Raw genomic sequence first — 12,407 nt, 5'->3', positions numbered from 1 at the left:
AGCAACGCCTCACGCCGGTTCGGCCAGCCGTTTCGCCCACATCGACTTGAACGCAGGCCGGTCCTGGCAGGCTGACATCCAGCCCGCGATGGCGGGGAACTGGTCGACCAACCCCGGCTCGGCTTGTGCGTAGCGGATGATCTCGGCCATGTTGATGTCCGCGACGGTGAAACGGTCGCCGACCATATGGCCGTTTTCGCGCAGATGCGCGTTGAGGACCTTGAGCGGACGGCGGAGGCGGGCCGTCTCCATCGCGATCTCGGCCTCGCCTGCCGGTGTCTTCGCCCGTCCCTCGGCATGGGCGTACATGATGGCGAGCGCATGGGTCTCGATCGCGGTCATGCCGTAAAGCGCCCATTGCTCCATCAGCGCGTTTTCCCGGGCATCCGCCGGGGCGAGCGGCCCGCCCGCCTTGCGCGCGATGTAAAGGTTCATCGCGAGCGATTCCGACAGCACGAAGTCGCCGTCCTTCAGAACTGGCACGGCACCTGCAGGGCTGATCGCGACGAAACCGGGCGAGAGCGTGTTGAAGGGCGCGTCCGCTGCCTCGGGATCGGGCAGGCGGTAGCCCTGGATCACCGGAACATGGTCAAACTCCATGTTCAGTTCCTCCAGCAGCCAGAAGTTGCGCGACGCGCGGCTGCGATAGACGCCGTAGATCGTGAGCATTGGGGCCTCCGGTGGGATTGCTGATCCTATCGGTAGCGCGACCTTGGGGCAGGGGGAAGGATTCCTTCAGGGTTTTTGACACGGGTCAAGGCGTGCGGTTGGCAGGTCATCTAGAATCCGCAGATCATCGAACAGGACGGAGGACCGGCATGACCGAACAGGAAGCCCTTGTTGAAACCGTTGTTGAAACCCCTGCCACGACGCCTGAGGCGGGTAATGGCGCGGATGTGCCGTCTGATCCAGTCGAGCGGAAACCTGGGCTGAAGAGCTTTCCTGTCGTCGATGCAGACGCGATCCGGCACGCCTTTGAAAGCGGCCGCTATCCCTATTCCCGCAAGATGATCCGCCGCGATTACGAGGCCGAGAAAGCCCGGCTTCAGGCTGAACTGCTGAAGGTCCAGAAATGGGCGCTGGAGACGGGTCAGAAATTCGTCATCCTCTTCGAGGGCCGCGACGCCGCGGGCAAGGGCGGCACGATCAAGCGGTTCATGGAGCATCTCAACCCCCGCTTCGCGCGCGTCGTGGCGCTGAACAAGCCGACAGACGAGGAACGCGGCCAGTGGTTCTTCCAGCGCTATATCGAACACCTGCCGACGGCGGGCGAAATGGTCTTCTATGACCGGAGTTGGTACAACCGGGCAGGCGTGGAGCGGGTGATGGGCTTCTGCTCGCCCACCGATTACCTCGAATTCATGCGCCAGGCGCCCGAGATGGAACGAATGCTCGTCCGTTCTGGCATCCGGCTTTACAAATACTGGTTCTCGGTCACGCAAACGGAGCAGCGCCGCCGGTTCAAGTCGCGGGAAACCGATCCCCTGAAGCGCTGGAAACTGTCGCCGATCGACAAGGCATCGCTCGACAAGTGGGACGATTATACCGAGGCGAAAGAGGCGATGTTCTTCTACACCGATACTGCCGATGCGCCCTGGACGATCATCAAGTCGAATGACAAGAAACGGGCGCGGCTCAATTGCATGCGCCATTTCCTCGCCTCGCTCGACTATCCCGACAAGGACAATGAGGTTGTCGGCGCACCCGATCCCCTGATCGTCGGCCGGGCGAGCCATGTCGTCCACGGCTCAGACCATATCCTCGGCGCGTCGATGCATCCGAATCTGCGCCGCAAACCCGGTCAGAACGGCAAGGAACCGGTAGCGGCTGAAACCGCCGCGAAGCCGGCACCAAGGCGGAGGGCTGCCGCGACAAGCAAGGCATGAACCGGGCGCAGGGGGCGTGACTTGTTTGCCCTGCAGACCGGAATTGCGGTTACTGGGTATTCCCCTGACGCCATTGAAGCCCCATCTTGATGCTGCATTGCGGCAATGCATGCGCAGAATCAGGGGCGGGCAGGATGTCCGATCCAGTTTTATCCCGGCTGAACTTTGACGCCTGGCGGCAGGACGACCCGGTGTGGCGACCCGTCCTGCGGGCCCATCTTTTGCATCTTGGCCCGGAATCGCGGCTGAACCGGTTCCTCGTCTGGTCCTCGGACGCGGCCGTCATGCGCTACGCGGCAGCCACCCGTCCGGCACTCATCCTCGGGGCACGGATTGATGGGCGATTGTGCGGCCTTGCCGAACTGCATATCGGCGAGGGCGGCGATCCGATAGCGGAGATCGCGCTTTCGGTCGATGAGGACACGCGAAGGGCCGGAATCGGCGGTGCGCTCTTTGACGGCGTCGTGGGCGAGGCGCGGCGGCGCGGGCTGCGTGACATCTGGATCCATTTCCTGAGGACCAATACCGCGATCCGGAGGATCTCCGACCGGGCGGGTTTCATCCGCCTGCCGGAGCGTGATCCGGCTGTCGTGACGGCGCATATCGCAGCCTGAGACAGCCTCTGGACCTTACCCCCGGTCGGGCGTAAGGCTCGGGGATGACGGAACGGCTTACATACGGCGCCCATATGCGGGCGCTTCTTGCGCTCGGACTGCCGCTCATCGGCTCGAACCTTGCGCAGATGGTGCTGCATGTCACCGATACGGTGATGCTGGGCTGGTACGGGGTCGAGGCTCTGGCCTCGGTCGTCCTTGGCGCCTCAACTTTCTTCATCCTCTTCATTCTCGGTGCGGGGTATTCCATCGCGATGATGGGCATGGTGGCCTCGTCGCTCGGCAAGGGGGACGAGACGCAGGTCCGCCGCGATACACGCATGACGATGTGGCATTCGATCCTTTTCGGCGTGGCGGTTCTGCCGGTGATGTGGTGGTCCGGCCCGGTCCTTGCCGCACTCGGGCAGGAGCCGGAGCTTGCGGCGCTGGCGCAGGATTACCTGAGGATCGCGGGCTTCGGCCTGATCCCGGCTTTGCTGGTCAATACGTTCCGCGGCTATCTGTCGGCACTGGAACGGACCGGGGTGGTGCTGTGGGCCACGATGGCGGGGGCCTGTGTCAACGTGGCGCTCAACTGGATGCTGATCTTCGGCAACTGGGGCGCGCCCGAGCTTGGCGTGCGCGGCGCGGCGGTGGCGACGCTGGTGACGCAGAGCGTCACGGCGCTCCTCCTGGCACTTTACGCAGCGCGGCAACCCGATCTCAGGCGGTTCCACCTCTTCCAGCGGTTCTGGCGGCCGGACTGGCCAGCCTTCAAACGGGTCTGGCGGCTCGGCTGGCCGGTCGGGCTGACGGGGCTCGCCGAGGGTGGGCTTTTCAACGCTTCGGCGCTGATGATGGGCTGGGTCGGCACGGTGGAACTGGCCGCCCATGGCATCGCGATCGAGGTCGCGGCTTTGGCCTTCATGGTGCATCTGGGGCTTTCCAATGCCGCGACCGTGCGGGTCGGCCATGCCGAGGGGCGGGGCGACTTTGTCGGGCTGCGCGACGGGGCCGTTGCGGCGATCGCGATGTCGCTTCTCTTCGGGCTTGTCGTCGTGGCGGTCTTCCTGATCCTGCCGGGGCCGATCATCGGGCTTTTCCTCGACGAGGCGAAGCCGGAGGTGGAGGCGATCGTCGCGTTCGGAACCGTGCTTCTGGCCTTCGCGGCGCTTTTCCAGATGTTCGATGCCGCACAGGTCATGGCGCTTGGGCTTCTGCGCGGGGTGCAGGATACGGCCGGTCCACTCTGGATCACGGTGATCAGCTACTGGGTGATCGGCATCCCGGCGAGCTATCTTCTGGCCTTCCCTATGGGCTTCGGCGGGGCCGGGCTCTGGTTGGGGCTCACCGTCGGGCTTGCGGTCGCCGCAATCCTCCTGATGTGGCGGTTCTGGGGGCGTTGGGGGCAGGTGGAACTGGCCTGATCCCAAGGCGGCCCGTTCCGGGCCATTCCTTTACTGGGGCCGCGCATCGGCGCGGCCGGTTGGGGCGCTGCCCCAAACCCCGGAGTTTTTTTCCGACAGAAAGTGGATAAAGGACTGTTACTTTCTGTCCGGAAATACTCCCGCCGGAGGCAGGCCCGAGCCCCCGCTCTTGCGGGGGCGAGATATGTCTTGGCGCCCGGAACGGGCGCCACAATCTGAAAACAGCGTGATCAGGAACTGCCGGTCGCTTTGTCGCCCTGCGATGCCAGGACCCGCTCGGATTTCTTGCGCACCAGCACCGACCGCAGGTCATGCATCGCAAGCAGGAGCGCGTCGGTCACGTCCTCCAGCTGCGCATCGGTCGCCTTTGACTGCGCCCATTGCGTGGTGAGGTTGAGGTGATCGACCGCGCGGAGGATATCGTCGACATCCCGGCGGGCCAGCAATGCCCGCCGCGCCTCCAGCCAGTCGCGGATCGTCGCCATGTCCTCGGGCGACAGCTTGCGGTCACCCTGCGGCTTGATCTCGCCGTTCTTCACATTGACGACGGCGATCTGGTCCATCTCGATCCGCCGCTGGCGGTTTTCGGTATCCACCCGAAAGACCGCAGCACCATTTTCGCGGATGCGGAAGTAATAGTCCGGCAGATCGCCCGCCATGGTTTCCCCCTAGTTCAGCCCCGCGCAGAAGGACTGGATCCGGCGGCAGGCCTCTTCCAGCGCCGCGTCCGAAGTAGCGTAGCTGACGCGGAAGTTCGGCGAAACCCCGAAGGCCGCGCCAAAGACGACGGCGACGCCGGTCTCTTCCAGCAGTGCCGTGGCGAAGGCTTCGTCATCGGTGATTTTCGTACCCCCGGCCGAGGTCTTGCCGATGCAGTCCGAAATATCGGGATAGACGTAGAACGCGCCTTCAGGGCGCGGGCAGTTGATCCCCTTGGCCTGGTTCAGCATCGACACAACCAGATCGCGGCGGCGCTGGAAGGTCACCTTGTTCTCGGCCAGGAAATCCTGCGGCCCGTTCAGCGCCTCTACAGCCGCATATTGCGAAACTGACGAGGGGTTCGAGGTCGATTGCGACTGGATCGTCCCCATCGCCTTGATCAGTTCCACCGGTCCCGCCGCATAGCCGATCCGCCAGCCGGTCATCGCATAGGCCTTGGAGACGCCATTGCAGGTCAGCGTCCGGTCGTAGAGGCCGGGTTCGACCTGCGCGGGGCTCACGAACTCGAAATCGTCGAAGACGAGGTGTTCGTACATATCGTCCGACATCACCCAGACATGCGGGTGGCGCATCAGCACATCGGTCAGCGCCTTTAACTCGTCCCGGCTGTAACCCGCCCCGGTGGGGTTCGAGGGCGAGTTGAAGATGAACCACTTGGTCTTCGGCGTGATTGCCGCCTCAAGCTGCGCGGGCGTCAGCTTGAACTGGCTCTCGATCCCGCAGGCCACCGGCACCGGTGTGCCGCCGGCCAGCAGCACCATATCCGGATAGCTGACCCAGTAGGGCGCGGGGATGATCACTTCGTCGCCGGGATTCAGCGTCGCCATCAGCGCATTGTAGAGTGTCTGTTTGCCGCCGGTGCCCACCGTGATTTGGTTCGGCTTGTAGCTGAGGCCGTTTTCACGTTCGAACTTGGCGCAGATCGCTTTTTTCAGTTCAGGAATGCCATCGACGGCGGTGTATTTGGTCTTGCCCTCGTCGATCGCGCGTTTGGCGGCGGCCTTGATGTTGTCGGGCGTATCGAAATCCGGCTCGCCCGCGCCAAGGCCGATCACGTCGCGCCCGGCGGCTTTCAATTCCTGCGCTTTCGTGGTCACCGCGATGGTGGGCGACGGTTTGACGCGGGCCAGCGTGTCGGAAATGAAGGGCATTTTTCGGAACTCCGGTTTGTAATTGCCGGGCCCATGTCATAGATAGACCCCTCTTCTCCCGCAAGCGACTTCGAAAAGGAATTGAGATGACCGCCGATACGCTCGAAAAGACAGCAGAAACCGCCGAGAACTGGTACAGCAACGAGGCTGCGACCTTCGGTGACCGGCTGGCTGCCGCGCGTGAGGCCGCCGGTTTGAGTCAGGCTGACCTGGCGCAGAGACTGGGCGTGAAAACCAGGGTCGTCGAGCATTGGGAGGCCGATGCGAAAGAACCGCGCGCCAACCGGCTGCAGATGCTGGCCGGTATGCTGGGCGTATCGCTGATGTGGCTGCTGACCGGCGAGGGCGATGGCGTCGAGATGACCGAAGACGGCGACGACAGCGCGCAAGTCAAGGGCGTGCTTGCCGAAATCCGCGAATTGCGCGCCGCGATGACCGCGATGACCGGACGCCTGGGACGGCTGGAAAAGAAGCTCCGCCACGGGCTCGAACAGGGTGCCGCGTGAGCGAAACACCTGAAGCCCGGCTGAAGCGCGTCGCCATGCGGTCATGGCGGCGCGGCACGAAAGAGATGGATCTGATCCTCGGGCCATATGCCGATGCTCATCTGGCGACCATGCCGACCGAGCGCCTCGCGCTTTACGACGCGCTGCTGGGGGAGAACGATCAGGATCTCTACCAATGGATGACCGGCGCCGCGCCTGCGCCGGGCAGATTTGCGTCCCTGGTTGCGGACATCTCCGGGTTTGCCCAGGACCGGAACCGCGCCCGGTCCTGAACTCGTTCGCTTTTAACCGAAATTTTCCTCTTTCCGTTGACGCTGTGGCCAGCAGCAGAAACGGCGGAGAAAGAGATGACGGTTCACGCTCAGGTCGACGAGACCCGGCAGAAAGGCCTCCTGGGTTCTTATATCGAAACGCTTGGGCTGGTCGAACGGCTGCACCGGTTGCTTCTGGATGTGATCAAGGATGAGTTCGAGCGGCTCGGCCAGATCGAGATCAACGCGGTGCAGGCGCTCCTGCTCTTCAATATCGGCGAACATGAGGTGACGGCGGGCGAGCTGAAGTCGCGCGGCTACTATCAGGGCTCCAATGTCAGCTACAATCTGAAGAAGCTGGTTGATGCCGGGTACATGCATCACGAACGCTGCGAGGCCGACCGCCGCTCGGTCCGGGTGCGGCTGACGGAAAAGGGCAGAAGGGTGCATGACGCCGTTGCCGATCTCTTCGCTCGCCATGCCGAGGTGATGCAGGCGCGCGGTGTCATCGGGTTCGCCGCGACTGAAGAGATGAACGCGCTCCTGCGCCGGATGGAACGGTTCTGGACCGACCAGATCCGGTACATCTACTGAGCGCCACATTCATCGTTCCCGGAATATTCGCGGGGCGGCGCCCCGATTGCTGAGCGCCACCCTGTCATCCGGCCCGGGAAATGCGCTGACCGTCAGCCCGGCAAGTTCACGCAAGAGCTTCCGCTCCATCGCCGCTGCGAAATCCTCGAATCCCAGGGCGACCTCGACAAAGGCATCCGGCCCCCGGATCACCTCCGACGTAAACCACGCGGTCAGTTCCGCCACGCCGGGATCGCCGCCATCCCAGCCCTCGTCCCGGTTCACCCCGATCACCAGCGCATTGACCGTGACCTCGGGCACGCGGCCCGGCAGCACGACATCGCGCGGCTGTGGCCCGGAATTCGACAGCCCGTCACCCGTCAGATCCAGCGCCGCGCGCGGGCAATCGGGCCGCTGCGCCAGAAGCGCGTCACCGTAAAGCATTGCCGCGCCGACGCCGGTCGCGGGCGACCGTTCGATCCGGACCGCCGTCGCGATCACACCCGCCACCCGCTCAAGCACAGCCTCGTCGGTGATCTCCACCCAGTCGAGGATCAACCGCTGGTGTTCGGCCCCCGACCAGTCATAGACCGCCAAAGCGACCGGATAGCCCGGTGCCTCCAAGAGCACCCCGCGCACCGTATCCGATGTAAGCGCGGCGGCAAGTCCCTGCACCTGCAGGACAAATTCCCGCTGATCGACCGAACCGGAAACGTCGAGACCTATGGCCAGCGCCTGACGGCAGGCGGCATGCGCCGGAGCTGTGGCCAGTAGAAAGGCCGAAAGAGCAGCCCGGATCATCCGGGCGCCTGCGGGATCAGCATACCGATCACCGGGCCTTCCAGCTCCCTCAGCAGCTTTTCCGTCATCGCCGCCTCGTAATCCTCGAACCGCGTCACTTCGATGACAAACGCCCCCGGCCCCCGGATCAGCACCCGCCGGTAATAATCCGCGATCTCCCGGTCGCTTTCGGAAATCGCCAGCCCGTTCACGGTCACCCGGTCCAGCGGAAACTCGCGATAGGCCAGATCCGGCCCGAAGCCTTCATTGTTGCGCCCGTCGCCCGACACGTCGAGCTTCCATGCCACGCAATCCGGCGCCCGTTCGAACAATCCCGCCGCGTGGCCCAGCGCATAGCCAAGCGCCGTCGGCATGTCGTCATGGCCCCGCTCGCTCGTGGCCACCGTCGCCGCCACCACCGCCAGATCCTCTGGCCCCGTGACCAAAGTCCAGTCCAGCAGAAGATCCTGCTGATGCCGCCCGCTCCATTCATAGACGGCGAGCGCCACGTGTTCGTCGCCAAACGCCAGGAATGCGTCCGCCACCGCCGGGGCCAGCAATGCCCGCGCCAGTCCCTGCCTTTGCAACAGGTCCTCGTCCCTGTCGACCGAGGCCGAGACATCGAGCGCCAGCAGCAGGGCCAGCCGACAGGCGGCCATCGCTGGCCACGCTGTCAGACACAGAACCAGCGTCAGCGAAAGCCTCACCAATGACCGGTATTCTCCATGCTCGCCCAGGGCTCCGCCGGCGCCTTGGCCTCCCCCGCCTGCAACAGCTCCACCGACACATTGTCGGGCGAGCGGACGAACGCCATCCGCCCGTCGCGCGGCGGCCGGTTGATCGTGACGCCATTGGCCTTCAGATGGGCGCAGGTCGCATAGATGTCGTCGACCTCATAGGCCAGATGCCCGAAATGGCGGCTGTCCGAGGGCAGCCCCTCATCCCCGTCCCAATTATACGTCAGCTCCACCGGGCACTCCGGCTGCCCCGGCGGCGCCATGAACACGAGCGTGAACCGACCCCCCTCATTGTCCCAGCGCCGCGTTTCTTCCAGCCCCAGAAGCCGGTAAAACGCCATCGAGGCGTCCAGATCCTTCACCCTCACCATCGTGTGCAGATATTTCAGGCCCATGCGTCGCTCCCTTATTTTTCCGCAGCCTAACAGCCCCGCTACCCCGCCGCCAAGCGGCCCGATCCACAGAAAATCGTGACCGGACAGAAAATGTGCCCCTGATACACTCTATCGCGTTTACCGCCCGGCCAACCCATAGATATAGTGGGTGACGATTCGAGATGCCGGAGGACGCCATGACACTCACCCCCGAACAGAAGGCCGAGATCGAAGAGGCCCGCGCCGAGACCAGACCGACGCTGCGCGTCACCTCCGAGGGGATGGAAAAGCGCCTCTACGTGGCCCACGAAGTGCTCGACCACGGCCTTGTCCGCGTCATCGACTATATGGGCGACGACAACGCCATCACCCAGGCCGCGCGGGTCAGCTATGGCAAGGGCACCAAGCATGTCACGAATGACGAAGGCCTCATCCGCTACCTCATGCGCCACTGGCACTCGACGCCCTTCGAGATGTGCGAGGTCAAGTTCCACGTCAAGCTGCCGGTCTTCGTCGCCCGCCAGTGGATCCGCCACCGCACCGCCAATGTGAACGAATACAGCGCCCGCTACTCGATCCTCGACCGCGAGTTTTACATCCCCGCGCCGGAGCATCTGGCGGCGCAATCGACGGTGAACAATCAGGGGCGGGGGGAGCTCTTGCAGGGCGAAGAGGCGCAGCGCGTCCTCGACATCCTGCGCGACGACGCCACGCGGGCCTATGACCATTACGAGGATATGCTGAGCCAGGAGGGCCAGAAGGGCCTCGCCCGCGAACTCGCCCGCATGAACCTGCCCGCCAATGTCTATACGCAATGGTACTGGAAGGTGGACCTGCACAACCTCTTCCACTTCCTGCGCCTGCGCGCCGACACCCACGCCCAATACGAAATCCGCGCCTATGCCGAGGTGATGTGCGACATCGTCCGCGACTGGGTGCCCTTGGCCTACGGCGCGTTCGAGGACTACCGGATGGGCGGGGTGAACCTGTCGGGCAAGGGGGTCGAGGTGCTGAAGCGTCGGCTGGCCGGAGAGGTCGTGACGCAGGAAAACTCCGGCATGTCCAAGGGCGAATGGCGCGAGTTTGAGGGCGTTTGGGGGTGAGTTTTGGACGTTGATGTCGCAAAACTCTTTTGGGCAATTGTCAGCGCTGGCGGCGGCGGTGCGGTAGTCGCCTACTATGTCTTCAGGCACTTCGGGGAAACGTGGCTCGATTCCAAGTTCTCCCAAAAGCTTGAGATGTTTCGACACTCGAATGCAAAAGACCTTGAGAAGCTACGCGCTGAAATTGACGGAAGCCTGAAGGCGCAGGTCCGACTTCAGGAGAGGCAATTCGAGTCACTTCGAGATATTTGGGATTCCCTCAAAGACGCGCAAACTAAGATTGTCGCGAGCCTTTCCCCGCTGCAGTCATACGCCGACCTAAGAAAGATGGATAACGACGCGAGAGAAGAGTACATGGATTCCTTTGCGCTCCAAGCGTGGCAAAAAAAGGAAGTACTCGGATCTACAAACATACAAGAAGCCTTTACGGCAATGATTGACCGTTTGCGATTGAGTGAAGCCATCGCGGCGTTTACGAAATTTGATGCCTTGGTTCGTCGTAACGAACTTTTCTTCCCCGAAGAAATCTACTCGAAACTGCGCGACGTGGCGGACGCGATGCACAGCTCCCTAGTCGATAAGGATATTGCGCTTGAATCGAAAGATCGGAAAATGTCTCTAACCGCTTGGAATACATACGACAAAAAGTGCAATGTTGGGGTCTCTGAGTTTGTCGGAATCGCAAGAAAGCTGCTTGGCTCGTGAGAGCAAGCCGTAGCCAGCCGTAGGGTGCGCATTCATTGCGCACCACACCTTCGGGACCGCTTCCAAATTTGCCCCTTTTTTCCGTCATCCCCGCCCCCGCTTCCCATCACCCCGGGTGCGCAATGAATGCGCACCCTACGGGATTACACCGCCGTCGCGGTGGTATGACGAATACGGCCAATCCTCGGGCCGTTCGACCAATCCGTGTTTGACGGGGTTGATCCAACAATACCGGACATGCGCCTGATAATCCGCCTCGTCCCGGATGTGATGTTCCCAGAACCGTTTCTGCCAAACCGGCGCTTCATCCTTTTGTAGGTCGGGGTTCACCCCGACTCTCTTCCGTCCGGCCCTCGCACCATATGGATTGGCGGGCGGAGTCGGGGTGAACCCCGACCTACGGATGTCACGCGTGAACCGGGCCTTGATCGCGGCCATGCGCGTCGAAAAATCCGCGTCGCCTTTCGGCAAGGTCCAAACGCAATGCATGTGATCGGGCAGGACCACCCATGCATCGATCGCAAAGGGCCGCTCCGCCCGTGTCGCCCGCACGGCTTTGCGCAACGTCCCGATCTCGCGGACCAGAAGGTCCGAGCGGCGGTCGGCGAGCGCGACGGTGAAGAAGACCGTGGCGCCGGGGATGGTCGGGCGACGGTAGCGGGACATGGCCGATGATCGGCGCTGCAGGGTTAATGGCAGGTAAACCGCAATACCCGTGCCCTCTCTTCGGGATGGGAGGCGCGTTCTTCTTGATCCCCGTCAACGACAGCCGCGCCGACTCGGCCCAACCTGCCGCCAGCCATCATGAGGAGGCAGAGACATGCCCGACACCGACCCCAAAGACCCGAAGAAGCGGACCTGGACCGAAGAGATCGAGGTCGCGGGCGATCAGCTTGTGGCGCGGGTGAAGGAGCTTGCCGCCGAGGCGGAGGTCAAGCGCATCCGCATCACCGAACCCGATGGCGATCTGGTTCTGGAAGTGCCACTGACCATCGGCGCGCTGGCCGGGGGCGCGGTCGTGCTGGCAGCACCCCTTCTGGCGGTGATCGGCGCGCTTGCCGCCTTCGTCACCAAGGTGAAGATCGAGATCGTCCGCACCGACCCGCCGGAAACCGGCGACTGACTTTGTCGGGACGGATGCCATACGCCTGCCATACGTTTTGCAGACGCGGATCCGACGCGGTTTTCAGGCCGCCAGAAGCGCCAGCCGGATGCGGTCGCGCAGCGATTTGCGCTTCAGCGTGATCGAGACGACATAGGCCTTGGGCCCCACCCGGTCGACGATCTGGCCAAGGGTCGGCCTCTCGTCGAAAAGTTCTTCCCGCGTGGTCTGCCCGTCGGTCGTAACCGTCACGCAGATATGCGAAATCGTCGCCAGAGCCCGGCGCCGCCCCTGCCGCGCCGTGTCGATCATGCGGCGTCCGGTCTCGGTCGACAACCGCTCGATCAGGTCATTTGATACTGTCATTGTGCCCCCTTCCGCGCACCCCGTGAGGGCAGGGGCGCGGAACGCATTTCGTCCTTAGTTGCTGTGAAACGAGACTCGTACTGCCCACCTGTACTGTTGCTAAAACGCCATGAAGATTCTCGCAATGGCACGA

General features: G+C 63.2%; 17 protein-coding genes. 9 read left to right on the top strand and 8 right to left on the bottom strand.

The window, feature by feature from the left end:
- Positions 1 to 9: 9 nt before the first annotated feature.
- Entirely contained in the window at positions 10 to 669 is a 660-nt protein-coding gene (locus QKW60_RS02640) for a glutathione S-transferase family protein (RefSeq protein WP_282366222.1), read from the bottom strand.
- Positions 670 to 818: 149 nt separating this feature from the next.
- Here QKW60_RS02640 and ppk2 point away from each other — a divergent pair, with 149 nt between their 5' ends.
- The 3 genes from ppk2 (at position 819) to QKW60_RS02625 (ending at position 3,906) form a co-directional block, all read left to right on the top strand.
- Positions 819 to 1,886 (top strand): polyphosphate kinase 2, encoded by a 1,068-nt coding sequence (ppk2, locus tag QKW60_RS02635; RefSeq protein ID WP_282366221.1) that lies wholly within the window; start codon positions 819 to 821, stop codon positions 1,884 to 1,886.
- A 134-nt stretch (positions 1,887 to 2,020) separates the two neighbouring features.
- Complete coding sequence (locus QKW60_RS02630) at positions 2,021 to 2,500, top strand: GNAT family N-acetyltransferase (protein ID WP_282366219.1); 480 nt, start codon at positions 2,021 to 2,023, stop codon at positions 2,498 to 2,500.
- A 44-nt stretch (positions 2,501 to 2,544) separates the two neighbouring features.
- Entirely contained in the window at positions 2,545 to 3,906 is a 1,362-nt protein-coding gene (locus tag QKW60_RS02625; RefSeq protein ID WP_282366217.1) for an MATE family efflux transporter, read from the top strand.
- Between the two features lie 230 nt (positions 3,907 to 4,136).
- Here the strand turns inward: QKW60_RS02625 and QKW60_RS02620 are convergent, their stop codons facing one another.
- Together QKW60_RS02620 and QKW60_RS02615 are read right to left on the bottom strand one after the other, a co-directional pair.
- On the bottom strand, positions 4,137 to 4,565 hold the full coding sequence (locus QKW60_RS02620; protein WP_282366216.1) for a hypothetical protein: 429 nt from the start codon (positions 4,563 to 4,565) through the stop codon (positions 4,137 to 4,139).
- 9 nt (positions 4,566 to 4,574) lie between these two features.
- Complete coding sequence (locus tag QKW60_RS02615; RefSeq protein WP_282366215.1) at positions 4,575 to 5,777, bottom strand: pyridoxal phosphate-dependent aminotransferase; 1,203 nt, start codon at positions 5,775 to 5,777, stop codon at positions 4,575 to 4,577.
- A gap of 86 nt (positions 5,778 to 5,863) precedes the next feature.
- Between QKW60_RS02615 and QKW60_RS02610 the strand changes: the two genes are divergently transcribed.
- From QKW60_RS02610 to QKW60_RS02600, 3 genes are all read left to right on the top strand, one after another.
- A complete protein-coding gene (locus QKW60_RS02610) occupies positions 5,864 to 6,283 on the top strand; it encodes a helix-turn-helix domain-containing protein (protein WP_282366213.1) in 420 nt (139 codons plus the stop codon).
- Positions 6,280 to 6,555 (top strand): FAD assembly factor SdhE, encoded by a 276-nt coding sequence (locus tag QKW60_RS02605; RefSeq protein ID WP_282366210.1) that lies wholly within the window; start codon positions 6,280 to 6,282, stop codon positions 6,553 to 6,555. Before QKW60_RS02610 ends, QKW60_RS02605 begins: the two co-directional genes overlap by 4 nt.
- 75 nt (positions 6,556 to 6,630) lie before the next feature.
- Positions 6,631 to 7,128 carry a MarR family winged helix-turn-helix transcriptional regulator gene (locus QKW60_RS02600; protein WP_282366208.1) on the top strand — a complete coding sequence of 166 codons (498 nt, stop codon included), beginning with the start codon at positions 6,631 to 6,633 and terminating at the stop codon, positions 7,126 to 7,128.
- 9 nt (positions 7,129 to 7,137) lie between these two features.
- Here the strand turns inward: QKW60_RS02600 and QKW60_RS02595 are convergent, their stop codons facing one another.
- From QKW60_RS02595 to QKW60_RS02585, 3 genes are read right to left on the bottom strand one after another with little or no spacing between them, the layout of a single operon-like run.
- Positions 7,138 to 7,908 (bottom strand): DUF1194 domain-containing protein, encoded by a 771-nt coding sequence (locus QKW60_RS02595; RefSeq protein WP_282366206.1) that lies wholly within the window; start codon positions 7,906 to 7,908, stop codon positions 7,138 to 7,140.
- Positions 7,905 to 8,594 carry a DUF1194 domain-containing protein gene (locus QKW60_RS02590; protein WP_336619150.1) on the bottom strand — a complete coding sequence of 230 codons (690 nt, stop codon included), beginning with the start codon at positions 8,592 to 8,594 and terminating at the stop codon, positions 7,905 to 7,907. Before QKW60_RS02590 ends, QKW60_RS02595 begins: the two co-directional genes overlap by 4 nt.
- Entirely contained in the window at positions 8,591 to 9,019 is a 429-nt protein-coding gene (locus QKW60_RS02585) for a VOC family protein (RefSeq protein WP_282366203.1), read from the bottom strand. Before QKW60_RS02585 ends, QKW60_RS02590 begins: the two co-directional genes overlap by 4 nt.
- A gap of 176 nt (positions 9,020 to 9,195) precedes the next feature.
- On the opposite strand from QKW60_RS02585, the gene thyX reads away from it, so the two are divergent.
- On the top strand, positions 9,196 to 10,101 hold the full coding sequence (thyX, locus tag QKW60_RS02580; RefSeq protein WP_282366202.1) for an FAD-dependent thymidylate synthase: 906 nt from the start codon (positions 9,196 to 9,198) through the stop codon (positions 10,099 to 10,101).
- 3 nt (positions 10,102 to 10,104) lie between these two features.
- Positions 10,105 to 10,806, top strand: a complete 702-nt coding sequence (locus QKW60_RS02575) for a hypothetical protein (RefSeq protein WP_282366201.1) — start codon at positions 10,105 to 10,107, stop codon at positions 10,804 to 10,806.
- A 135-nt stretch (positions 10,807 to 10,941) separates the two neighbouring features.
- Here QKW60_RS02575 and QKW60_RS02570 read toward each other — a convergent pair whose 3' ends face one another.
- Positions 10,942 to 11,472, bottom strand: coding sequence for an REP-associated tyrosine transposase (locus QKW60_RS02570; protein ID WP_282366200.1), 531 nt, complete (start codon positions 11,470 to 11,472; stop codon positions 10,942 to 10,944).
- Between the two features lie 154 nt (positions 11,473 to 11,626).
- Here QKW60_RS02570 and QKW60_RS02565 point away from each other — a divergent pair, with 154 nt between their 5' ends.
- Positions 11,627 to 11,929: a DUF4342 domain-containing protein gene (locus tag QKW60_RS02565; RefSeq protein WP_282366199.1), complete on the top strand. Its 303-nt coding sequence runs from the start codon at positions 11,627 to 11,629 to the stop codon at positions 11,927 to 11,929.
- A gap of 63 nt (positions 11,930 to 11,992) precedes the next feature.
- Here QKW60_RS02565 and QKW60_RS02560 read toward each other — a convergent pair whose 3' ends face one another.
- Positions 11,993 to 12,274 carry a hypothetical protein gene (locus QKW60_RS02560; RefSeq protein ID WP_282366198.1) on the bottom strand — a complete coding sequence of 94 codons (282 nt, stop codon included), beginning with the start codon at positions 12,272 to 12,274 and terminating at the stop codon, positions 11,993 to 11,995.
- Positions 12,275 to 12,407 lie beyond the last annotated feature (133 nt).

Origin of the sequence: Albidovulum aestuarii (assembly GCF_029961185.1) — a bacterium.
In the GTDB taxonomy this organism is placed as follows: Bacteria; Pseudomonadota; Alphaproteobacteria; order Rhodobacterales; family Rhodobacteraceae; genus Albidovulum; species Albidovulum aestuarii.
This window is presented reverse-complemented; position numbering and strand designations above follow the sequence as displayed.

Coding starts and splice junctions, on each gene's coding strand:
- QKW60_RS02610 (WP_282366213.1), top strand. CDS start 5,864: ATGACCGCCGATACGCTCGAAAAGACAGCAGAAACCGCCGAGAACTGG.
- QKW60_RS02595 (WP_282366206.1), bottom strand. CDS start 7,908: ATGATCCGGGCTGCTCTTTCGGCCTTTCTACTGGCCACAGCTCCGGCG.
- ppk2 (WP_282366221.1), top strand. CDS start 819: ATGACCGAACAGGAAGCCCTTGTTGAAACCGTTGTTGAAACCCCTGCC.
- QKW60_RS02600 (WP_282366208.1), top strand. CDS start 6,631: ATGACGGTTCACGCTCAGGTCGACGAGACCCGGCAGAAAGGCCTCCTG.
- QKW60_RS02570 (WP_282366200.1), bottom strand. CDS start 11,472: ATGTCCCGCTACCGTCGCCCGACCATCCCCGGCGCCACGGTCTTCTTC.
- QKW60_RS02565 (WP_282366199.1), top strand. CDS start 11,627: ATGCCCGACACCGACCCCAAAGACCCGAAGAAGCGGACCTGGACCGAA.
- QKW60_RS02585 (WP_282366203.1), bottom strand. CDS start 9,019: ATGGGCCTGAAATATCTGCACACGATGGTGAGGGTGAAGGATCTGGAC.
- QKW60_RS02625 (WP_282366217.1), top strand. CDS start 2,545: ATGACGGAACGGCTTACATACGGCGCCCATATGCGGGCGCTTCTTGCG.
- QKW60_RS02560 (WP_282366198.1), bottom strand. CDS start 12,274: ATGACAGTATCAAATGACCTGATCGAGCGGTTGTCGACCGAGACCGGA.
- QKW60_RS02630 (WP_282366219.1), top strand. CDS start 2,021: ATGTCCGATCCAGTTTTATCCCGGCTGAACTTTGACGCCTGGCGGCAG.
- QKW60_RS02620 (WP_282366216.1), bottom strand. CDS start 4,565: ATGGCGGGCGATCTGCCGGACTATTACTTCCGCATCCGCGAAAATGGT.
- QKW60_RS02615 (WP_282366215.1), bottom strand. CDS start 5,777: ATGCCCTTCATTTCCGACACGCTGGCCCGCGTCAAACCGTCGCCCACC.
- QKW60_RS02640 (WP_282366222.1), bottom strand. CDS start 669: ATGCTCACGATCTACGGCGTCTATCGCAGCCGCGCGTCGCGCAACTTC.
- thyX (WP_282366202.1), top strand. CDS start 9,196: ATGACACTCACCCCCGAACAGAAGGCCGAGATCGAAGAGGCCCGCGCC.